Annotated in this window: 22 protein-coding genes; 8 read left to right on the forward strand and 14 right to left on the reverse strand. The window is 63.9% G+C overall.

Annotated elements, in window-relative coordinates:
- Nucleotides 1-14 precede the first annotated feature (14 nt).
- Together EN874_RS29640 and EN874_RS29645 are read left to right on the forward strand one after the other, a co-directional pair.
- The gene (locus EN874_RS29640; RefSeq protein ID WP_127428501.1) at nucleotides 15-1,181 is read left to right on the forward strand and encodes an ATP-grasp domain-containing protein; all 1,167 of its coding nucleotides are present in this window, start codon (nucleotides 15-17) and stop codon (nucleotides 1,179-1,181) included.
- Between the two features lie 4 nt (nucleotides 1,182-1,185).
- Complete coding sequence (locus tag EN874_RS29645; protein WP_127428502.1) at nucleotides 1,186-1,962, forward strand: alpha/beta hydrolase-fold protein; 777 nt, start codon at nucleotides 1,186-1,188, stop codon at nucleotides 1,960-1,962.
- Between the two features lie 250 nt (nucleotides 1,963-2,212).
- Here the strand turns inward: EN874_RS29645 and EN874_RS29650 are convergent, their stop codons facing one another.
- The 7 genes from EN874_RS29650 to EN874_RS29680 form a co-directional block, all read right to left on the reverse strand.
- Nucleotides 2,213-2,965 carry an SDR family NAD(P)-dependent oxidoreductase gene (locus EN874_RS29650; protein WP_127428528.1) on the reverse strand — a complete coding sequence of 251 codons (753 nt, stop codon included), beginning with the start codon at nucleotides 2,963-2,965 and terminating at the stop codon, nucleotides 2,213-2,215.
- A gap of 47 nt (nucleotides 2,966-3,012) precedes the next feature.
- Nucleotides 3,013-4,116 (reverse strand): AbrB family transcriptional regulator, encoded by a 1,104-nt coding sequence (locus EN874_RS29655; RefSeq protein WP_127428503.1) that lies wholly within the window; start codon nucleotides 4,114-4,116, stop codon nucleotides 3,013-3,015.
- 103 nt (nucleotides 4,117-4,219) lie between these two features.
- Complete coding sequence (locus EN874_RS29660) at nucleotides 4,220-4,831, reverse strand: hypothetical protein (protein WP_127428504.1); 612 nt, start codon at nucleotides 4,829-4,831, stop codon at nucleotides 4,220-4,222.
- 67 nt (nucleotides 4,832-4,898) lie between these two features.
- A complete protein-coding gene (locus EN874_RS29665; RefSeq protein ID WP_168247660.1) occupies nucleotides 4,899-5,633 on the reverse strand; it encodes a YadA-like family protein in 735 nt (244 codons plus the stop codon).
- 540 nt (nucleotides 5,634-6,173) lie between these two features.
- Nucleotides 6,174-6,482 carry a putative quinol monooxygenase gene (locus EN874_RS29670; RefSeq protein ID WP_127428506.1) on the reverse strand — a complete coding sequence of 103 codons (309 nt, stop codon included), beginning with the start codon at nucleotides 6,480-6,482 and terminating at the stop codon, nucleotides 6,174-6,176.
- Between the two features lie 44 nt (nucleotides 6,483-6,526).
- Nucleotides 6,527-7,312, reverse strand: coding sequence for an SDR family oxidoreductase (locus EN874_RS29675; RefSeq protein ID WP_127428507.1), 786 nt, complete (start codon nucleotides 7,310-7,312; stop codon nucleotides 6,527-6,529).
- An 83-nt stretch (nucleotides 7,313-7,395) separates the two neighbouring features.
- Nucleotides 7,396-7,830: a DsrE family protein gene (locus tag EN874_RS29680; protein WP_127428508.1), complete on the reverse strand. Its 435-nt coding sequence runs from the start codon at nucleotides 7,828-7,830 to the stop codon at nucleotides 7,396-7,398.
- A 196-nt stretch (nucleotides 7,831-8,026) separates the two neighbouring features.
- On the opposite strand from EN874_RS29680, the gene EN874_RS29685 reads away from it, so the two are divergent.
- From EN874_RS29685 to EN874_RS29695, 3 genes are all read left to right on the forward strand, one after another.
- Nucleotides 8,027-9,109: a hypothetical protein gene (locus tag EN874_RS29685; protein ID WP_127428509.1), complete on the forward strand. Its 1,083-nt coding sequence runs from the start codon at nucleotides 8,027-8,029 to the stop codon at nucleotides 9,107-9,109.
- Nucleotides 9,110-9,183: 74 nt separating this feature from the next.
- The gene (vapB, locus tag EN874_RS29690) at nucleotides 9,184-9,429 is read left to right on the forward strand and encodes a type II toxin-antitoxin system VapB family antitoxin (RefSeq protein ID WP_127428510.1); all 246 of its coding nucleotides are present in this window, start codon (nucleotides 9,184-9,186) and stop codon (nucleotides 9,427-9,429) included.
- Nucleotides 9,426-9,812 carry a type II toxin-antitoxin system VapC family toxin gene (locus EN874_RS29695; RefSeq protein ID WP_127428511.1) on the forward strand — a complete coding sequence of 129 codons (387 nt, stop codon included), beginning with the start codon at nucleotides 9,426-9,428 and terminating at the stop codon, nucleotides 9,810-9,812. Before vapB ends, EN874_RS29695 begins: the two co-directional genes overlap by 4 nt.
- A gap of 3 nt (nucleotides 9,813-9,815) precedes the next feature.
- On the opposite strand, the gene EN874_RS29700 is transcribed toward EN874_RS29695, so the two are convergent.
- From EN874_RS29700 to EN874_RS29720, 5 genes are all read right to left on the reverse strand, one after another.
- Nucleotides 9,816-10,763, reverse strand: a complete 948-nt coding sequence (locus tag EN874_RS29700) for a cation diffusion facilitator family transporter (RefSeq protein ID WP_126087973.1) — start codon at nucleotides 10,761-10,763, stop codon at nucleotides 9,816-9,818.
- 12 nt (nucleotides 10,764-10,775) lie between these two features.
- Nucleotides 10,776-12,965 (reverse strand): anthranilate synthase, encoded by a 2,190-nt coding sequence (locus tag EN874_RS29705; RefSeq protein ID WP_127428512.1) that lies wholly within the window; start codon nucleotides 12,963-12,965, stop codon nucleotides 10,776-10,778.
- Nucleotides 12,966-13,258: 293 nt separating this feature from the next.
- Complete coding sequence (locus tag EN874_RS29710) at nucleotides 13,259-14,314, reverse strand: succinylglutamate desuccinylase/aspartoacylase family protein (protein WP_127428513.1); 1,056 nt, start codon at nucleotides 14,312-14,314, stop codon at nucleotides 13,259-13,261.
- Nucleotides 14,315-14,440: 126 nt separating this feature from the next.
- Entirely contained in the window at nucleotides 14,441-15,817 is a 1,377-nt protein-coding gene (locus tag EN874_RS29715; RefSeq protein ID WP_127428514.1) for an FAD-containing oxidoreductase, read from the reverse strand.
- Entirely contained in the window at nucleotides 15,814-16,275 is a 462-nt protein-coding gene (locus EN874_RS29720; RefSeq protein ID WP_127428515.1) for a DUF4126 domain-containing protein, read from the reverse strand. The genes EN874_RS29715 and EN874_RS29720 overlap by 4 nt, the downstream gene beginning before the upstream one ends.
- 130 nt (nucleotides 16,276-16,405) lie before the next feature.
- Between EN874_RS29720 and EN874_RS29725 the strand changes: the two genes are divergently transcribed.
- Nucleotides 16,406-16,963: a sugar O-acetyltransferase gene (locus tag EN874_RS29725; RefSeq protein WP_127428516.1), complete on the forward strand. Its 558-nt coding sequence runs from the start codon at nucleotides 16,406-16,408 to the stop codon at nucleotides 16,961-16,963.
- A gap of 9 nt (nucleotides 16,964-16,972) precedes the next feature.
- On the opposite strand, the gene EN874_RS29730 is transcribed toward EN874_RS29725, so the two are convergent.
- Complete coding sequence (locus tag EN874_RS29730; protein WP_127428517.1) at nucleotides 16,973-17,956, reverse strand: helix-turn-helix domain-containing protein; 984 nt, start codon at nucleotides 17,954-17,956, stop codon at nucleotides 16,973-16,975.
- Nucleotides 17,957-18,082: 126 nt separating this feature from the next.
- Here EN874_RS29730 and EN874_RS29735 point away from each other — a divergent pair, with 126 nt between their 5' ends.
- Both EN874_RS29735 and EN874_RS29740 read left to right on the forward strand, forming a co-directional pair.
- Entirely contained in the window at nucleotides 18,083-18,724 is a 642-nt protein-coding gene (locus tag EN874_RS29735; protein WP_127428518.1) for a cysteine hydrolase family protein, read from the forward strand.
- Nucleotides 18,725-19,244: 520 nt separating this feature from the next.
- Nucleotides 19,245-20,618: a hypothetical protein gene (locus EN874_RS29740; RefSeq protein ID WP_127428519.1), complete on the forward strand. Its 1,374-nt coding sequence runs from the start codon at nucleotides 19,245-19,247 to the stop codon at nucleotides 20,616-20,618.
- Nucleotides 20,619-20,827: 209 nt separating this feature from the next.
- On the opposite strand, the gene EN874_RS29745 is transcribed toward EN874_RS29740, so the two are convergent.
- Nucleotides 20,828-21,009 (reverse strand): formate--tetrahydrofolate ligase (locus EN874_RS29745; protein WP_135882240.1); only part of this gene is annotated, 182 nt, incomplete at its 5' end.

A 21,009-nucleotide genomic window follows, 5' to 3' on the forward strand; every position in this document is an offset into this window, starting at 1 on the left:
AGGGGAGGCCGTGCATGAATTTCGTGTTCTTCTCGCCGCATTTTCCGGCCAACGGCGCCGATTTCTGCGACCGGCTGAAAAAGGCCGGCGCCACCGTGCTCGGTATCGGCGACGCGCCCTATGAGGCGCTGAGCGGCAAGCTCAAGGCGGCGCTTTCGGAATATTACCGCGTCGCCGACATGGAAGATTACGATGCCGTGTTCCGGGCCATGGGGCACTTCATCCACAAATGGGGCCGCATCGACCGCTTCGAATCCCTGAACGAGCACTGGCTGGAGCTGGAAGCCAACATCCGCACCGACTTCAATATCTTCGGCACCAAGCTCGATTTCGTGAAGAATCTGAAGCGCAAGAGCCGCATGCGCGCCTTCTTCCGCAAGAGCGGTGTCGAGACCATTCCGCAGCGCAAATGCTCGGACCGCGCCGGGGCCATGACCTTCATCCGCCGCGTCGGTTATCCGGTGGTGGTGAAGCCGGACTCCGGCTCCGGCGCCTCGAATACCTTCAAGATCTCCAACGCGAAGGAGCTCGACCAGTTCTTCAAGGACAAGCCCGAGGGCGTCAGCTTCGTCATGGAGCAGTTCATCGAGGGGCTGGTGGTGACCTTCGACGGGCTGGTCAACCGCGACGGCGAGGTGGTGCTGGCGGCGAGCCACCGCTACGACCAGAGCGTCATGGAAGTGGTGAACCGCGACCGCCACATGAGCTACACCTGCTTCCCCGAGATCACGCCGGCGGTCGAGGAAGCGGGCCGCAAGATCCTGAAGGCGTTCGACGTGCGCGAACGCTTCTTCCACATCGAATTGTTCGAGACGAACGACAAGCGCATCATCGCGCTCGAGGTCAACATGCGTCCGCCCGGCGCCTGGATGACGGACGCGATCAACTACACCTTCGACATCGACGTCTATGCCGAATGGGCAAACATGGTGGTGAAGGACGCCGCCGGCGGCCCCTACAAAGGCAAGTATTTCACCGCCTATGCCAGCCGCAAACGGCACCTCGACTATTTGCACAGCCATGAGGACGTGCTAGCCGCGCACGGCGACAAGATCGTCCACCACCAGGCCATCGAAGAGGTTTTCAGCCGCGCCATGGGGAACTACGCCTACCAGATGCGCTCCAAGGACCCGAAGGCGCTGCGCCATGCGGTCGACTATATCCACGCGGAAAAGGCGTGAGGCGATGGACGTTTCCTACCACAAGGGCCATGCCCGCAATCTCGGCCGCGACATGGAATACAAGCGCTACGGTCATGCCGGGCGCCCGGTGGTGGTGTTCCCGACCTCGCAGGGGCGCTTCTACCAGTTCGAGGATTCGGGCGGCGTCTCAGCGCTCGCCGAATTCATCGACACAGGCCGGATCCAGCTGTTCACGCTCGACGGCATCGATTCGGAATCCTTCTTCGACAAGCATGGCGACCCCACTCATCGCATCGCACGCCACGAGGCCTATTTCCGCTATGTGCGCGAGGAGGCGCTGCCGGAGCTGCAGTCGGTAGCGGCCAAGGCCAATGGCGGACGCAGCTTGAAGCCGCTGTTCTGCGGCTGCTCGATGGGCGGCTACCACTCGTCGAATTTCGTGTTCCGCTTTCCGGAGCTGGCAAGCGGCGTGATCTCGCTGTCGGGCGTCTATTCGAGCCGCGATTTCTTCGGCCGGACGCTCGAGGGCAGCATCTTCTACAATTCGCCGCTCGACTATCTGCCGGGCATCGTCGACCAGAAGCTGCTCGGGCGGCTGAGGGCGCTGAGGCTGATCTTCTGCTGCGGGCAAGGCGCCTGGGAAGAGCGCATGCTTGTCGAAACCCGCGAACTGGAACAGGTGCTGCGCGACAAATCCATTCCGGCCTGGGTCGACTATTGGGGCGGCGACGTCAGCCATGACTGGCCGTGGTGGCATAAGCAGCTGGTCTACTTCTTCGGCCGCTGGCTGGACGACGATCTGATGCACAGGATCGATTGAGCTGTGCTGATATTCAGGTGATGCCGGCCTGCAAACGACGGCCTTCTGCGCTTCCGGTGCTCACGGACCTGAATGTCCGCTCCGCTCCGGTACTCGAAAGCCACCGTTTTCGGCTCGGCCTGACCTGAATCTGAACATACCGTAAAAACAATAAGATAGAGCCGTTCGGCGTTTCCGTGAAACGCTGAACGCTCTACTTGATTTGACGCGATTCCGGGCGGAAAACCGCTACGCACTTCCTGGAATTGCTCTAGTAGGTGGCGCGCCCGCCGGAAAGATCGAAGGTGGCGCCGGTGGTGAAGGAATTCTCGTCCGAGAGCATGAAGGCGACCATCGCCGCCGCCTCCTCCACTTCGACGAAACGGCCGCGCGGCACCTTGCCGAGCATGTAGGTCACCTGGGCCTCGGTGAGCTGCTCGAGGATCCGGGTGCGGGCGGGCGAGGGGGTCAGCGCGTTGACGGCGATGTCGTAACCGGCGAGCTCCTTGCCGAGCGACTTGGTCAATGCGAGCACCCCGGCCTTGGCGGCCGAATAGGCGGCGGCGTTCGGATTGCCCTCCTTGCCGGCCACGGAGGCGACGTTGACGATGCGGCCGTAGTTGCGCGCGATCATGCCGGGCACCAGGCGTCGGCAGCAGTAGAAGACGCCGTTGAGGTCGATGTCGACGATCTGCCGCCAGGAGGCGGGGTCATAGTCCACCACGGTCGCTGCCGGCCCGGCAATGCCGGCATTGTTGACGAGAAGATCGACGGGCCCAAGCGCCCGTTCGGTCTCGCTGGCGGCGCGGTCGACGGCCTCGATCTGCGACTGGTCGCAAAGGAAGGTTTTCACGCGGCCAAGCGCCGAAAGCCCGGCGACGGCGCTTGTCATCGCGGCCTGGTCGATGTCCCAGATGGCGACGCTTGCGCCCGAGGCGAGCAGGCGGCGGGCGACGGCAAGGCCGATGCCTTGCGCGCCGCCGGTCACCACGGCGGAACGGCCAGAGAGATCGACGGCGTTCAAACGGCGGTTCATCGGTATTTTCCTCCCCACTTTATCGATACCGCGGATCAGTCCTTGACGTTTCGCGCCACCAGCTTGGCGACGCTTGGCCCAATGAGCAGCACGACCAGGAAGCGGGCCGACTGCAGCGCCATGACGAAGGAGATGTCGACGTTCTGCGCGGCGGCGGCAATGATAGCGACGCTGTCCATGCCGCCGGGGCTGGTCGCCAGATAGGCGGTCAGCGGGTCGATGCCGAGCACGCGGCTGATGACGAACGCCATGGCGCCGCAGAAGGCGATCAGCGCCACGATCGAGGCGATGATCTGCGGCAGCGCGCGTGCCGCGTGGCGCAGGATCGGCCGGGTGAAGTTCAGCCCGATCGACCAGCCGACGATGGCGTAGCTCGCCGCCAGCAGCCAGGGCGGCAACTGCATCGGCACGCCGAAGCCGAGATGAACTAGCGTGCCGAAGATGAAGGTGCCGAGAAAGAAGGGCGAGGGCAGCCTGAGCAGCTTGCCGAGCAGGCCGCCGACGATCGTGATGGCGATGGTGGCGCCAAAGGCCATCGGATCGATCTGCGGAAACCAGACGACAGGCGGCACTTCGACGCCCGACGTGTCGACCCACATCTTGGCGACCAGCGCCGCCGTCATCGAGACGAAGATGACGCGCAGATACTGCATGAAGGCGACGAGACGCTGATCCGCGCCGAAGGCGCCGGCCATCAGCACCATGGCGGTGGCCGCGCCCGGCGAGGAGCCCCAGACGGCGGTGGTGCCGGGCAGGATGCGCCAGCGGCTGATCAGCCAGCCGAGCAGGCTGGAGGCGGCGACAGTGGCGATCACCACTGTGAGGAAGAGCGCCCATTCGGCGTAGAAGACCGGAAAGATGTCGACCGAGATCGAATTCGCCACCAGGCAGCCAACCACAGCCTGAGCGGAGCCGAACAGCGGGTGAGGCACGCGCACCTTGGCGCCGTTGGTGCCGGCAAGGATCGCGGCCATCATCGGGCCGATCAGCAGCGCCGCCGGCAGGGCGGCCAGTTCCAGCGCGCCGGCAAGGAGCAGCGAGAGCACCATCAGCACCAGCCACTGCTGCGGCGGGCGCAATCGCGCCATGCGTTCAATGGGCGGCTGGTCCGGGTGCTGATGTTCCGGCGAGGAGTCCATACCCGGCTCTTAGAGCAATTCCGGGAAAAGTGTGAAACGGTTTTCGGGCCGGATTTGCGTCAGAACGGAGATAAAGCAATCCCCGTGAAACGATGAGCCGCTCTTAGTTGGTGCCGCCTTTCGGTTTTGTGGCGATGGCGGCGGCCGGCGCCACCGGCGTTTCGGCCGCTGCCGTCGGGGCCGGGGCCTGGGGACCGTCCGGCGCCTGAGGGCTGTTGTTGCCGAGATCGACCGAGATGCCAAAGAGCTTCCACTGGTGGTCGGCGGGAGCGAAAAGCAGCTCAAAGTTCAGCCGCAAAGGCACGGATGGAAAGAAGCCCGCCATGTGCAGCATGCCGTTGGTCTCAATCTGCGGCAGCAATGTCAGCTGCGGCTCCAGCACGGCGACGCCGGCGAGGTCGAGGCCTCGCTTGCGCTGGCTGGCGAATATCTCGGCCAGCTGCGCGGCGGTGTTGGCCTGAAGGCCCGGTGCGCCGAGGTCGCGCAGCACGGTGTAGTTGCCGGTCTTGTTGGCCTGGTCGACCGCCAGCAGCGCGGATCGCACCAGGATCAGCACGCCGTTCCTGTCGATGTTGGCGGGCTTGGGCTTGTCCGGCCCTGCGGGTTTCGCCGCGCGTTGCGTCTTCTTCTCCTGCTGAGCCGCCGCTGGAAGCGGCTGCGCCAACGCGAGAGGCAGTGCTATGGCGAGCAGGAGGCGGGGCAGGTTAGGCTTCATCGGATCGCTATCGGCTTTCGGTCCGTCGGGGCAGGCGATTGCATTGCGCCGTCAGGGCCGTCGCAAGTTACCAGGCGTAGGTCAGGCCCGCGCGGCCGCCCACCGCCCCCGACGAGCCGACGCCGATGCCGCCATGGACCATTAAGCTTTCGCTGATGCGCGCCTGGGCGGTGCCGGCGAAGGCGTTCTTTCCCTCGAAATCGCCCCAGTTGATGGAGACGGCATAGTTCTTGTCCGACGGCATCGCCGGCGCCGCCATCGCCATCGCCATCGCCGCGCCCTCGAAAGCCCGGTCGATGCGCCCGTCCAGCCTGGAGAAACCTTCGCCGACGCTGGCTTCAAGGCCGGTCACCCGGTTGTCGAGGCTGGCGATGTCCTGCGTGTTCGTCGTCACCCGGCTGTCGAGGTCGGTGATCTGGAGTGTGTGGGTGTCGAGTGTCGCCTGATGCGCTGCCAGCATCGTGTCGTGGCCATCGAGGCGGCCATCCTGCTCGACGTTCTTGGCCTCGACGCCGTCGAGCCTGCCGTCCTGCTCGGTGTCCTTCGCCGCGCCGATACCTGCCAGACCGTCGACATAGTCCTTTGTGGCGGCATCGGTTCCGGCGGTCGGCGTGCCGACATTCTCGATCCGGTTGCCTCCCATGTTGACGGTCGCGCCGCTCGTGACCGACAGGCTGCCGCTGAACGTGCCCTGGTTGATCGTCGCCTGGTGGACCTGGATCAGCCCATCGAAATTTACGTTGGCATCGAAGGTCGAGAGACCATTGACGCCGGTATTGAGGTGCACGGGACCCATGTTCATGCTGGTCCCGGAATCAAAATTCATGGATCCTATGGGAACCTCATTGGGGACGTCGCAGTCGTCCGCAAGCCCTGTATACATATGTCCGGTTGTATAATTCTGACAAACCGCGGCCGGGTCAGCGACGGCAACCGAGCTTCCAACAAGGAGCGCCGATAAACCAACTATCAGAAACATCCAGGCCGGAAGGATCGCGGCATGGCGGCGGCGCGAAATCCCCGTTGCGAACGGCGCGCCGTCGCGACGACCCGCATAACCCCTAAGAACGTCCAAAGTCGAAGCCAAGAGCGCCCCCCGCCCGATCCAATGTTCGTACGGCTATCCTGACCGGGCAGGTCGGGCGATGGCCAGTCGTCAAATGACGACTGCGGCACTCAAAAATCGCGGTCGATCGATGCGATCTGCGGCCGTGTTGCGTCAAAGCAACAAGCCACAGCTCCCTCACCGTTGCGAGCAAATATCTTCGCCAAGATGGGCGTGCCCGGGCACGGGCCAAATACGAGCCCGCCTCCTGCACATAACTAGCTGATCGTGGTGGCTTCAGCCACTCTTCTCGGCCGGAAGACCGAAGCCTCCGATCGGATGGGTCTCGACCTGGAATTCGAAGCCGTGAATGAAGGGGCGCGCCTTGGCGATCGCTGCCTGGACTTCGGGCAGTTGCAGCGAGGCCTTGTGGCTTGCCTGGTCGGTCCACACTTCTGTGACCCAGATCGCGTCGGCATCGGCGGGGTCGGTGGCGATGATGTAGCTCAGGCAGCCGGGCAGGGCACCGGTCGTCTCACGCAGCACATCCATGACTGCGTCGCGCTGGCCGCGTGCCGCCCGCATCTTGCCGATCAGTCCGAACATGCCTTCCTCCAGGTTGTATGCCGCATGAGTATGCCGGTCTCGGCTCACGGCATCAACTGGCCGCCATTGACCTCGATCACCTGGCCGACGATGTAGCCGCTCAACAGGCCGGAGGACAGGAACAGATAGGCGCCGACGCAATCCTCGGCCGTCCCGGCGCGGCCTTGGGGTATGGTCGCAACCATGGCTTTCATCTGCTCGGCGTTCGAATAGCGCTCGTGGAACGGGGTCAGGATGGTGCCGGGCGCCACGGCATTGACGCGGATGCCGAAGCCGATCAGCTCCTTGGCCATGCCGCGCGTCACATTGGAGACGAAGGCCTTGGACGAGCCGTAGAGGCCGGCGCCGCCGCCGGCGCCGTTGCGGGCGGCGATCGAGGTGGTGTTGATGATGAAGCCGCCCTGGCGCTTCAGCCAAGGGATCGCCTTGCGCGAGGCGGTCAGCACCGATCGCGCGTTAAGATCCATCACCGCGTCGTAATGCGCCTCGGTCTGGTCGGCATAGGCGACGCGGCCGAGCATGCCGCCGGCATTGTTGACCAGCCCGTCGAGCCGGCCGAAATGGTGCGCACTCTCTTGGACCACGCGCTCGACGTCGGCGGGAACCGAAAAATCGCCCTGGGTCAGGAACACTTCGCCGCCGTCGTCGCGGATGGCCTCGGCGAGCTTTTCGGCGGCTTCCCGGCTCGAATTGTAGTGCAGGGCGACACGGCAGTTCTGCCGGGCATAGGCCTGGGCAAGCGCGGCGCCGATCCCGGTCGAGGCACCGGTGACAAGCACCGCCTTGCCGGCAAGGTCCGGGATGACAAGCGTGGTCGGATCAGCTGGCACGTCGATATCTCCGGGATTGCGCCGGCCATTGGTAGACGCATGCCGGCCAGGTGTTCAAGTCCAGCCGAAATCAGAGCCCGAAATCAGGGTCGGAGATAGACGTAGCCCTGCCGCTGCAGCTCCGCGAGCTTGACCACGCCGCCCTTGTCGGCGACCTGGAAGCCGGCGAGCAGGTCGGTCACGGCGATGTCCATGCCGCGCAGCGTGTTGCCGCAGGCCTGCGGAACGAGCCCCTGCTGGACGAGGCCGGCAAAGCGACTGGACGTCGCGCCGGAAGCGCTCCCGGCCTTGAAGGACGCAAGGGCCGAACCGTGCACGACAAGCACGATCTCGACATTGCCGCCGGTGCCCTCATAGTGGTTCTTGATGTTGCCGAGAACGAAGTTGACCTTGTCGGCGTCGCTGAGATGATAGGCGACCTTCAGCTTCTCCTCGCCGGTCGCGGCACTTGCCTGACGCAAACCGAAAAGACCGGCGGCTCCGGCAAGACCGGCGCGGAAAATGTCACGGCGCAGCATCCTATCCTCCTCTGCCTGCCTGCACGATTTTGCATCGCCCGAGCTTCGTGCTTAGTGCGTTTCACTGTTTCACGGAAACGGCGAAACGCCCTATCTCATTGTTTTTACGCAATTCCGGACGGAAAACCGCTCACACTTTTCCCTGGAATTGCTCTAGGCTAGCATATCGAAGTCCTGTCGGTGCGAGGAGGGTGGCATGGCCTCAAGGATGGCTGGGGGCGCGGCGCTCGGTGCCGCGTTGCTTTTTGTCGGCGCGGCGCTTGCCGACGGTGCGCCCAAGCTTCTCGAACTCAGCCCCAACGGCACCGACGTCTGCTTCGGCCGCGTTTACGATGCCGCCCATCTCAAGGCGCATGCGCACCAGAAGGTGGCGCGCATCTTCTTCTATTACGGCCACGATCCGGTCAGCCGGCCGAATGAGGAGCCGAGCGCGCTCGGCGATGCCGCCTATAACAGCTTTCTCACCACCACGGTGCGCGATGCCAGGAAGCCGGAATGGGCAGCCGGCTGGTGCAACAAGGAGGACCCGGGCGACAAGGCGAGCGGCATCCGCTGCGGCATGGAATGCGACCGCACGCTCGCTTCGCTCAAGGTCGATGACAAAGGCCGGCTGATCCTCTCCAACGTACAGCCTGACGTCTATCTCGACGCCGGCGCGGAGGAGGATCTCGGCAAGGCGAAGTACAACGAGCAGGCGCTGGGCAGCGAGGATGACAATTTCCGCCTCGACCCGATGCCGGCCGACACCTGCAAGGCGGAGTTCGCGCGCATCGACCCGATTGATCCGGCGCTGGGGGCTCCGCTGCGCCAGCGGCTGAAGCCCGACCAGCCCTTCTGTTACGGGCGCGACTATGACGACGCGCATCTGAAATCGCATCCCGACCAGATGACGAAGTCGATCCGCGTCTTCCGCGGCCCGATCGAGCTCGCCTCGTTCGCCGCCGGCGGCGATGCCGCCAACTGGCCCGACGGCGCCGACATTGCCGTCTCGGTGACGACGAGGCAGAAGGGTGCGAAGGTCACCCAGACCTATTCCTGCCAGGGCGAGGCCGACCAGTGGCGCTGCTCGGGAAGTTCCAAGATGAGCGATTTTGCCTGCGACATCTCGCAGAAGGAGATTTTCCTGAAACGTGGCGCCAGCGGCACGATGTTGCTGGCCAACCCCAACAGCGCGCTTGCCATCGTCGATCTCTGCTCGAAGGCGGCGGGCGGCAAGACGAAGTCCGACGACAAGGTGTACCGGCTAAACCCGATGCTGCAGTCGGCCTGCGCGCCGTAAAGATAGACGGACACCCTTGTTCGCATTGGTGCGACGCTATATATTTTTGCTAGATATCATTGGTTTTGATCGCTATGAACAAAGCAAAAATATTCTGGTCAGGTCGTTCGCAGGCAGTACGCCTGCCGAAGGAGTTTCGCTTTGAAACCGACGAGGTTTCGATCCGCCGTCATGGTCAGACTGTAGTTCTTGAACCTCTTCCGCAGGATTGGGCTTGGCTCGATCAGGTGATCGGGACACTTGACGACGATTTTGTCGACGCGGCGCAGGAAAGGCCGGAGGAGCAGAAACGGCCCGCTCTCGGTGACGTCTTCAAGTGATCTATCTGCTCGACACCAATGCAGTCATCGCCGTCATGAAGGGCGATGAGGATTTGTTGACAGTGCTAAAGCGAAATAAGCCGCAAGATTTTGCGCTTTCAGCCGTCGTCGCGCATGAGTTCTATTATGGAGCCTACAGGGGCCAGCGAACGACCGAGAATCTTGCACGCCTGGATGCGCTCTTCTTCCCGGTGCTCGAATTCGATCGGGAAGATGCAAGGCACGCTGGTGAGATTCGGGCGATGCTGGCGACATCGGGAACTCCAATTGGTCCCTTTGATGTGCTGATTGGAGGCCAGGCACGTGCCCGCGGCCTGATGTTGATGACGCGAAACGTTCGGGAGTTCGAGCGGATCAAGGGTCTGGCGATCGAGACCTGGTGAATTTCAGGCGAAAGGCACCGCCGTGGTGCCTTTCGGCAGCTTCGCCTCGTCGTCCGGCTCGACATGGATGGTGACGCGCACCGAGGGAATCTCGGCTTTCAGCGCATCCTCGATGCGGTCGCAGATGACATGGCTGGCGCCGACCGTCATGTCGGCGTCGACCACCAGGTGGAACTCGATGAAGGTGGCGCGCCCGGCGATGCGCGTCTTCAGGTCATGCACCTCCAGCGCGCCCCTCGAATTGGCCGAGATGATGTCGCGGATCTGCATGTGCTCCTGGGTGTCGACGGCGCGGTCCATCAGCCCGCTCATCGACGAACCGATGACGTGCCAGCCCTGCCAGAGAATGTTGAGCGCGACGATGACGGCAAGCGCGGGGTCGAGGATCTGCCAGCCTGTAAGCACCGCGCCGACAAGGCCGCCGAACACGCCGACGGACGTCACCACGTCGGTCATGATGTGCTGGCCGTCGGCAGTCAACGCGGGCGACTTGGCGTTCTGCCCGGCGCGGATCAGTGCCCAGGCCCAGATCGCATTGATAATCGTCGCCACGCCGTTGACGGCAAGGCCTTTCCAGGGCTGCTCCAACGGCGCCGGGTGCTGCCAGGATCGCCAGACCTCGCTGATGATCAGCAGGGCCGCGACGACGATCAGCACGCCTTCGAGCACGGCCGAGAAATACTCGGCCTTGTGATGGCCGAAGGGATGGTCCTGGTCGGCGGGCTTGTAGCTGATCTGGATCGCCCAGAAGGCGGCGGCCGATGCAATGACGTTGACGATCGATTCCGCCGCATCGGAATAAAGCGCGACGGAGCCGGTGATGTACCAGGCGGCAAGCTTGAGGACGAGCACGACACAGGCGACGACGATCGACCAGAAGGCAAGGGTGGCGACCTTTTGCCTGGCCGCCGCCTTCGTTTCCGCCGTCGTCATCGTGGTCGCCGCGCTCATCCCTGCACCGCCCTAGGCGGCCTTTTCCTTGGCCTTGCGCGGCAGATGCGCGACGATGTTCTCGATGATGCGCATGCCGGCATTGTGGCCGAGCGTCATGATCGATTCCGGATGGAACTGCACGGCGGCGATCGGCTCCTTGCGATGCTCAAAGGCCATGATGATGCCGTCCTCGGTCTCGGCTGTTACGACGAATCCATCGGGCAGGCGCACCGGATCGGCGAAGATCGAATGGTAGCGGCCGACCGTCACTTCCTTGGGCAGACCGGAGAAGATGATGCCGGGCTTCGAGACGCGGATGCGCGAGGGCTTGCCGTGCATCGGGATATGCAGTTGCCGGAGCTCGCCGCCATAGGCCTCGGCCAGCGCCTGCAGGCCAAGGCAGACGCCGAAGATGGGCAGGTCGCGGGCGCGCGCCCTTTTGATGGTGGCCGCGCAGTCGAAATCCTTCGGGGTGCCGGGGCCGGGCGACAGCACGACGAGGTCGGGCTTCAGCCGCTCAAAAACCTCCTCCGGCACCGGTGTGCGCACGGTGGAGACATTGGCGCCGGTCTGGCGGAAGTAGTTGGCCAGAGTGTGGACGAAGGAATCCTCGTGGTCGACGAGCAGGATGTTGACGCCGTCGCCGACGCGCGCGGTGGCGCGTTCGGTGCCGGCGGCGTTGCCGGCCTTGGCGTCGCGGATGGCGGAGAGCATGGCGGATGCCTTCAATTCGGTTTCGGCTTCTTCTTCCTCGGGAACGCTGTCGAAGAGCAACGTGGCACCGGCGCGCACCTCGGCGATGCCGTCCTTGATGCGGATGGTGCGCAGCGTCAGCCCGGTGTTCATGTCGCCGTTGAAGTTGACCATGCCGATGGCGCCGCCATACCAGGCGCGCGGGCTCTTCTCGTTCTGCTCGATGAAGCGCATGGCCCAGAGCTTCGGCGCGCCGGTGACGGTGACCGCCCAGGCGTGCGACAGGAAGGCGTCGAAGGCGTCCATGCCTTCGCGCAGTCGTCCCTCGATGTGGTCGACGGTGTGGATCAGGCGCGAATACATCTCGATCTGGCGGCGGCCGATGACGCGCACCGAGCCCGGCTCGCAGACCCGCGATTTGTCGTTGCGGTCGACGTCCGAGCACATGGTGAGCTCGGACTCGTCCTTCTTGGAGTTGAGCAGCTTGAGGATCTGCTCGGAGTCCGAGATGGCGTCGTCGCCGCGCTTGATGGTGCCCGAGATCGGGCACGTCTCGACGCGCCGGCCGTTGACGCGCACGAACATCTCCGGCGAGGCGCCGATCAGATATTCGTTTTCGCCGAGATTGATGAAAAAGGAATAGGGGGAGGGATTGATCGATTTCAGCTTGCGGGAAATGTCGGAGGGCTGGGTCTCACAGCGCTCGTAGAACATCTGGCCGGGGACGACCTCGAACAGGTCGCCGCGCTTGAAGCTCTCCATGGCGCGCCGCACCAGGTTGGCATATTCGCCCGGCTCATGGTCGCCGCGCGGTGGGATGCGGTCGGCGGTTCTGAACGGCTCGACATGGGCGTCGCGCGGCAGACCTTCGGTCGAAAAGCCTTCGCCGGAATAGTCGTAGCGATCGGTCCAGGCCTTGGTCGAATAATGGTCGACGACCAGGATCTCGTCGGGCAGGAACAGCACGAGATCGCGCTGGCTTTCTCTGCGCTCGAGCTTGTAGTCGACCGGATCGAACTGGAAGGCGAGATCGTAGCCGAAGGCGCCGTACAGGCCGAGATTGGCGTCCTCGGCGGTCTTGAACAGCGCGGTGATGGCGCGCAGCACCGTGAAGACGGACGGAACGCGGCTGCGCTCCTCCTCGGTGAAGACGCGACCGGGCTTGGCGACATCGAGGCGGATCAGCTTTTTCGAGGCTTCGGCGATCGTCACCTCGCTGAGCTCGCCAAGCGCCTTGCCGATCACCGGCAAGAGCACCTCGCCGCGGGCGTTCAACGCCTCGATGCGGATGGCGCGGCCGCGCGCCGAGATCACCAGCGGCGGATCGATGATGGCCGTGTCCCAGCGCGTGTAACGGCCTGGATACTCGTAGTTGGAGGAAAACACCGCGCCGCGGCGCGAATTCAGGCCATCGACATAGGCGTCGATGGCGCCTTCATAGGGTTGGTCGTGGCGTTCGCGGGTGATCGTCACCCCGCCCGCGGTGACGAAGCGCTCGGCCCCGTTGTCCAGAACTTTAGTCGTCATTGCCGTCTCCATCAGCGTTTTGGGCAACGGACCCGGGAATGGCTTGGAAAAACAAATGGCCGCCCGGACATTCCGTTGCGGCCACCCTCTCTTTACGCACGCGCGTTCGAACCGGCCGCTGTCAGCGAGCCCACCACCAAACGGTCTTGTTCGAACGCATGTTCATGGCGACTCCCATAGCGGCGAATGGAGGTCCGTGCAACTGGATTTCATGCGGATGGTGAAAGCCTGCAAGCCTTTGTCTGGTGCAAGTCGTTCTCCCAAAACCGCTGCGCACTCTTGGGCGACATGCGTTAGTCCTCCAGCGTGCCCGAGCGCGCGTCGTCGCTCCTCTTGTCGCCTGCGAGCTTCAGCAGGTCCTCGCCGGCGCGGATGATGCGGCGCGAACGGCGGGTCAGGATGAAGCCCGACTGCGGCGCAAAGACCTCGGTGCGACCGCCCAGCTCGCCGGGCGCATGGACGATCGTGGCCAACCTGTCACCCTTCTCAACGCGATCGCCGGGCTTGACGTCGTAAAGGATCGCGCCGGCCCTGGGCGAAGGCATCATGTCGATGTTTTCCAGCGGCACAACGGCACCAGTGAAGTTGCTCGCCTTCGAAACGAAAGCATCCTGGATGACGCCGCGCGTCACCAGCAGGCAATATAGGCCGGCGGCATCGGACGCGGCCAAAGCGCCGTCGACGTCCAGCATGCCGCGGTATTCGACCGTGGTGGCGACGCGGCGGTCGAAGCGCGCAACACTCGAAGGGACATTCTGGTAAGGCATGATCGAGGCGCCCTCGAAGGTGCCGCTGTTGTCCTCGCTCCACAGCACGACGGCATCGACGCCCATGGCGGCCGCGCAGTCGGCCATATGCGGCCACAGGCTGGTGTGGATGTAGAGATAGGCGAGACCTTCGTCGTCGCAGTGGAGGTCGAGCACGATGTCGTTGCCGAGTGAAAGCTGCACGAGCCGGTTCTTCAGCCGGCGGTCGGCGCCGCCGAGGCTGACATCCGGCAAGAGCTTGGCATCCGGCGCGGCAAGCAGCGGGAAGGAACGGTTGAAATTGGTGCGGGTGCCGAGGTTGAAGCGGCCCTGATGCTCGCCGAAATGATACTGGGCGCGGCCGACCGGATTGGCCCATGGCACGACGGTGATGGCGCCCCTGATGCGGCCCTCCGCTTCCGCCTCGGCAAGCATCGGCATCAGCGCATCGATGGCCACGACGCCCGGCAATTCGCCGGCGTGAAGGGCGGCTTGCAGATAGGCACTCGGCGCCGCCTTGTCCGTGCCTTCGAAGCGAAAGACCGGGAACTCGTAAGTCGTGCCTTCGGCGTCGCCGGCAATGCGTTCGATGTCTTTCTGCATGGGTGCCCCCGGTGGAGAGGCAGACATGCATGTTTGCGGTTCGGCTGTCGAGTGGGCGGATTGGGCTGTCGGCGCAGGATCGGCTGCGCCTGCGGCAGGGCGCGGCAGTCAAGCGCCGCGATTGCCTCAGACCAGCGGCTTTAGTTCCTGGGCGATGGTCGGCAGAAGTTCCGAGACGTTGGGGTGAATGTGCATGGCGCGCGCCAGCGTCGAGATCGGCGCCTTGGCGTACATGAGGTCGAGCACTGAGTGGATGGCCTCGTCGCCACCCGGTCCGAGCACCGCGCAGCCGAGGATCTCGCCGGTGTCGGCGTCGGCCAGGATCTTCATGAAGCCTTGCGTCTCGCCCTTCTCGACGGCGCGGCCGACGCGGGTCATCGGGCGCTGGCCGACCAGCGCCCGGCGGCCGGATCTCTTCACGGCCGCTTCGGTCATGCCGCAGCGGCCCAGCGGCGGATCGATGTAGAGCGCGTAGGCCTCGATGCGGTCGCTTACCTTGCGCGGATCGTTGTCGAGCAGATTGGCGGCGACGATCTCGTAGTCGTTGTAGGAGGTGTGTGTGAAGGCGCCCTTGCCGTTGCAGTCGCCCATCGCCCAGATGCCGGGCACGCTGGTGCGCAGCTGGTCGTCGACGACGATGAAGCCGCGCTGGTCGACCTCGACGCCGGCCTTGTCGAGGCCGAGATCGTCGGTGTTGGGCACTCGGCCAAGCGCCAGCAGCACATGCGTGCCGACGGCCGGCGGCTTGCCGGCGGAGAAGGTCACGGCGATCTCGTTTCCCTTCCTGGCGAAGCCGATGTCGTCGGCGCCGACATGGACGGTGATGCCTTCGTTTTCGAGGATCGACTGGATGGCGGCCGAGGTGTCCTCGTCCTCGCGGCCGGTCAGCCGCGGCGCCTTCTCGATCACGGTGACCTCGGAGCCGAAACGGCGAAACATCTGCGCGAATTCGAGCGAGATGTAGCTGCCGCCGACGACGACGAGATGGCCGGGCAGCACGTCGAGGTCCATCATCGAGGAGTTGGTGAGGTAGGGGACATCGTTGACGCCGGGCAGGTCCGGCACGGAGGCGCGGCCGCCGGTGTTGAGGAAGATCTTCGGCGCGGTCAGAAGCTCGTCGCCGACGCGCACCGTGTTGGCGGATTGGAATCGCGCATGACCCCGGTAGAGGGTGCAGCTCTTCATCCCGGCGATCCAGTTTTCCAGATTGCCGCGGGCATCATTCGTTACCTTGTCCTTGCGCGCCTTGATCCTCTGATAGTCGACGCCGACGGGACCGGAGAGCGCCACGCCGTAATCGGCGGCGCGGCGGGCAAGATGCGCGGCATAGGCGCTCGCCACCATCGTCTTGGTTGGCATGCAGCCGGTGTTGACGCAGGTGCCGCCGATAAACTTGCGCTCGATCAGCGCGACGCTCATGCCGACGGCCTCGAGCCGACCGACGAGCGGCGGGCCGGCCTGGCCGGCGCCGATGACGATGGCGTCGAAGCTCTTCGCGCTCATGCGACCCCTGCCACGATGAGCAGGCCGCCGACGATGGCGACCGCGTCCTCGATGAAGGCGGCGGGTGGATCCTTGCCGAAGGCGGCGGCCAGCCGGCCCCGCGCTTCGGCGCCGCCGAGCGTGCCGATCACCGCGCCGATCGCGCCGGCAATGAGGCCGCCGATGGTGGCGCCGCCGGTCGCGCCGATCACCGCGCCGGTGAAGGCGCCCGTGACGATGCGGGCGCCGAACTGCTGCGGCACCTTGCGGCTCGGCGTCGACGGCAGCTGGTCGGTGACGAGCTCGACGATCGCCAGGATGGTGAAGATGCCGACGGCAGCCCAGTGGCCCATGAAGCTCGCCCAGGTACCGGCAACCGGGAGCCAGCCGAGATACGAACCCCAGGCGACGGCGGCCGGCGCGGTCATGGCGCGCAGGCCGGCAACGACACCGATCAGCAATGCAAGCAGGTAAAGCATGATTGACCCCTCAAAATCGGGCCTCGCGCGGTCCCGAGATGGCAGGCTAGCATAGACCCGGCGTTTGGCCATGGGCTTTCGCCACAGGATGGATCGTGCTTTGGCAGCAGGCGGCATCGGAGGAGCGGCCATGACGACAAGCGAACGCATGAAGATGGCGGCGGGCGAGTGGTACACCTGCGTCGACCCGGAGTTGGAAGAGCTGCGCGTTGCCGCCCGCGATGCCGTGTTCGAGCACAACGGCCTGCCGCCCCGGCAGCGCGGCAACATCGGCCCGGCCTTGCGGGCGCTGCTCGGCGGCGTGGGCGACGGCGCGCGCATCGAGGCGTCGTTCCATTGTGCCTATGGTTTCAACCTGCTCCTCGGCGAAGGCGCCTTCCTCAATGCCGGCTGCACCATCCTCGACACCGCGCCGGTGCGCATCGGCAAAGGGACGCTGCTTGGACCCAATGTGCAGATCTATTGCGCCGAGCATCACCGCGAGGCCGCCGGCCGGCTTGCCGGACTGGAGATCGCCAAACCGGTGACGATCGGCGACAATGCCTGGATCGGCGGCAGCGCGGTGATCCTCGCCGGCATCAGCATAGGCGACGGCGCCATCGTCGGCGCGGGAGCGGTGGTGACGCGCGACGTGGCGGCCAATGTAACCGTCGTCGGCAACCCGGCGCGGACGATTGGGAAGCGGTAAAGCTTTGGTTTAGAGAAATGCCTCCCGGCCCGATGGCGTTTGCCTGGAGAATTCGCGCCGGTATTGCATTGGTGAGGTTCTGAGCCGCGCGGCGAAATGCTGGCGCAGCGACGTGGCGCTGCCGAAGCCGGCCTCGAAGGCCACCATATCCATCGACTTGTCCGTCTGTTCCAGCAGCCGCTGCGCCAGCGCCACGCGCCGGTCGGCCAGCCAGTCGCCGAAGCTGGTGCCGATCGTCTTCTGGAAGCGGCGCGTGAAGGTGCGTCGGGTAAGGCCCGCCGCTTCGGCGACGCTGTCCAGGCTGTGGGCGTCGCCGAGCGTCGCCTGCACCTCGTCCAGGGCCTTGGCGAAGCGGTCGGCGGTCGGCGTCGGCGCGAGCGGACGTTCGATGAACTGGGCCTGTCCGCCCTGCCGGTGCGGCGAGAGCACGACGTGGCGGGCGAGCCGAAGGGCCGCCTCCGCACCGTAACGGGCGCGCACGATGTGCAGGCAGCAGTCCAGCCCGGCGGCGACGCCGGCCGAGGTGACGATGTCACCGTCGTCGACATAGAGCACGTCGGCGTCGACGGCGATGTCGGGGTGAAGCGCCTGGAGCTGATCGGTATAGGCCCAATGCGTGGTCGCCTTGCGTCCCGCCAGCAGCCCGGCGGCGGCAATGGCGAAGGTGCCGAGGCACAGGCCCACGATCAGCGCGCCGCGCCGGTGGGCGCGGTTGAGCGCCTCCTTCATTGGGGCGGCAAGCGGAGCTTCAAGATCCTTCCAGCTCGGGACGATGACGATATCGGCGTCGTCAAGCGCCTGCAGCCCGTGCGGGACAGCGATGCTCAGCCCGGCATCGGTGTGGATCGGTCCTTCTTCGATGGCGCAGACGCGGAAGTCGAACCGCGGCAACCCGAGCTTCGTGCGGTCCGCGCCGAACACCAGGCACGGCACGGAAAGATGGAAGGGGCTGATGCCGTCGAAGGCGACGGCGGCGATAACAGGATTGCGCATGAGGCAGCATCGAGTTTGGAAGCGGGAAGTGTCCCGATTTTTTCGAACAATGTCAATCGGGCCACTTTCTGTGTGTGAGCGTCCGGCCTAGCTTTGCGTCCGTCAACCCGGTCGAAAGGAAACGCCATGTCAGCACCAGCCATCCAGCCGCGCCGCGCCCTCGTCGTCGTCGATGTCCAGAACGACTACAACGGCGGCAACCTCGCCATCCAGCATCCGCCCTTCGCCGACAGCGTCGCCAACGTGGCGCGCGCCATGGACGCCGCGGCCGCCGCCGGCATCAAGGTCGTGGTCATCAAGCAGATGGCGCCCGAAACCTCGCCGATCTTCGCCAAGGGCAGCCATGGCGCCGAGTTGCATCCCGAGATCGCCCGACGTGCCCGCGACCATTATGTCGAGAAGACGCTGCCTTCCGCCTTCACCGGCACGAACCTCGAGGATTGGCTGCGCGCCAACGGCATCGATACGATCGCGGTCGTCGGCTACATGACGCATAATTGCGACCTGTCGACCATCATCCATGCGGTGCATATGGGCTTTGCCGTCGAATTTCTTTCGGATGCCAGCGGCTCAGTGCCCTACGCCAACAGCGCCGGCTATGCGTCCGCCGAGGACATCCATCGCGTGGTGAGCGTGGTGCTGCAGTCGCGCTTCGCCGCGGTGCTCAGGACCGCCGATTGGATCGACTGCCTGAAGACCGGCTCCCTGCCGGAACGCGACACCATCTACGCGTCGAACCAGCGGGCGCTGGCGCGCAACGCCGCTTGAGCGGACCGGTACGAGATGCAGAAGCGCCGCAGCGATGCGGCGCTCCCTGTTCGATGGAGGTGCTTTTGATGGATATTCCTCAAGCGCCATCGCGATTTATTGCGCCAAGCATTTCTTTTACGGGTGGCTCGCCGCCTGAGTAACGTCTCCGAAGGCTACGATTTTTGCCGTCGCGTTAAAGCAAATAGGAACCATGCGGAGAGTGATGCATTTCACAGACGTCGCCGTCGTCTTGCCGCACAGTAAGATTTGAGCTTTAATTCAAGTCGATTGGTAAGCTGTGGGGGCTAGCAATTGAAAGCGCGGGTTGCACGAAATGCGGTGGCCGCGGCGTTAGTCTGTGTTGCGACAGTCCTGCCGCGGCCTGCTTTTGCTCAAGTTCCCCCGCACGCTCCAGGGACAATCTGTTTTACTCCGAATTTCTGGTGCTGGGCGCAGCCGCCAGGCCCGCCTGGATCGCCCTGTGGATGCCCAAGTCCCTATGGCTTTGTACCCGGGTGGCTGGGCTAAGGAGGTCCGCTTGGCGCAAACGACACAGATTGGAAGCGTCGAGGATCTGCTCTTGGAAGCGGACCGGCTTGTCGTGGAGGCGAGCAAAGGGAAGTCACGAAACGAGCAACTTATCGCCGCTCAAGCGAAAGTAGCGGCGCTGCCGGCAGATCAAAGAAAAGATGATCATGCCGACGTTATTGAGCTGAGAGCCCAAGTGGAATCGGCTCGGCAGTCGTTGAAGAGTGCCAGCGACAACCCTGTCTCTCGAGGTATGGTCTATACCTGCATCTTTCTTTCGATGCTTCTCATGTTTCTGGTCGGGTCTCTGTCTCTGGTGTACAACAAGGGTGTCGCCTTGCTTTCAGAGGTGCAGACTTTGGCGGCTCAGCAACCGGATCGCCGGTTTGGTCAGCTGGAGCGGCAACTGCTTGTAGCCCAGGATGACCTGTTCTCCCCGGACCAGATGCAACTCGCGACCCTTCCCGTTGAATTGGGCGGAAAGCCGGAAGACCCCAAGGCGCCAGTGAAAAGGCCGATCGACGAGCTGGCGCGTGAGTCTTCCTACCTGACCCTGCACGAGCTTCGTGATCTGAATTTCAAGCTGAAATCCCTGGAAACAAGAGTGGGCGACTTCGAGAATTTGTCAGCCTCGCCATTTCCAGGAGTGATGAAGCTCGAAACCTTCGTCAGTACAGCGATGGCGAGCGGCCGGAATTTTGTCGAGGTGTTCAAAACCGCGGATGTCACCGCGGGGCTGCATTCAGCTCCGACGAAACCCGTCGATGCCGGCAATGCGGAGACCGCCAAGCGGGCATCCGCTGGAAACGACACCATGAACTTCTTTTGTCAGGCTCAACCGGCAGCGAAACTGGAAAGCAAGGACGGAAAGCTCGTGGATGGCGCTACGACGCAAGCAACCTCTCAGGCTGAACTTGCGCTGCAAGCCTCCGAATCTCAAGTCCTCGGGATGGACATGAGGAAGATCGTGGATCAGGCCTGCAAGTATTCCTTGAACTATGTCTCGATGACTGTTCCGTCCGTAGATTCCTGGTCTCTTAGGATAAAGGATTCCATCGATCCCTATGCTGTATGGATTCTGCCGTGTCTTTATGCAGCCTTAGGTTCAATGATCTACTATATGAGGCTCATTCTGGATACGACCCAACCAAATCCGCCAGTTTATCGCATAGCACATCGCATGGCGCTGGCCGCGCTGGCCGGGATGATCCTGGCCTGGTTTTGGGGTCCGACGTTCGGCAGCAACAACGAGTTCAAGTCCGTGGGCTTCGGCCTCTTCACCTTCGCCTTTGTCGTCGGGTTCAGCATAGACGTCTTTTTTGCGCTGCTCGACCGGCTGGTTTTCATTTCCACGAATGCAATCAGCAAATTCGGTGGGAGTTAGAGTAGTTTCCGGGACAAGCACGCAGCGGCTTTCCGTCCGGAATTGCCTCAACACAAATAGTGAGAGCAGCTCGTCGTTTCACGGAAACGCCGAACTGCTCTTAGGGTTGGTGAACCGATAGGATCGGCAGCGCGGCTGCCAATCCTTGCTTCAAACAAAGCGCCTTTCATCCGCAGGCAGGGACACCTGCGGGGCAAAAGCACTGGATCTCAGAACAGGCCTTCGATCTGACCCTGCTCGTTGAGGAAGATCTTTTCCGAGGACGGCGCCTTGGGCAGGCCGGGCATGGTCATGATCTCGCCGCAGATGATGACGACGAAGCCGGCGCCGGCCGAAAGCCTGACCTCGCGCACCGGCACGGTATGCCCGGTCGGCGCGCCGCGCAGGTTCG

Source organism: Mesorhizobium sp. M1D.F.Ca.ET.231.01.1.1 (assembly GCF_003999155.2).
Lineage (GTDB): Bacteria > Pseudomonadota > Alphaproteobacteria > Rhizobiales > Rhizobiaceae > Mesorhizobium.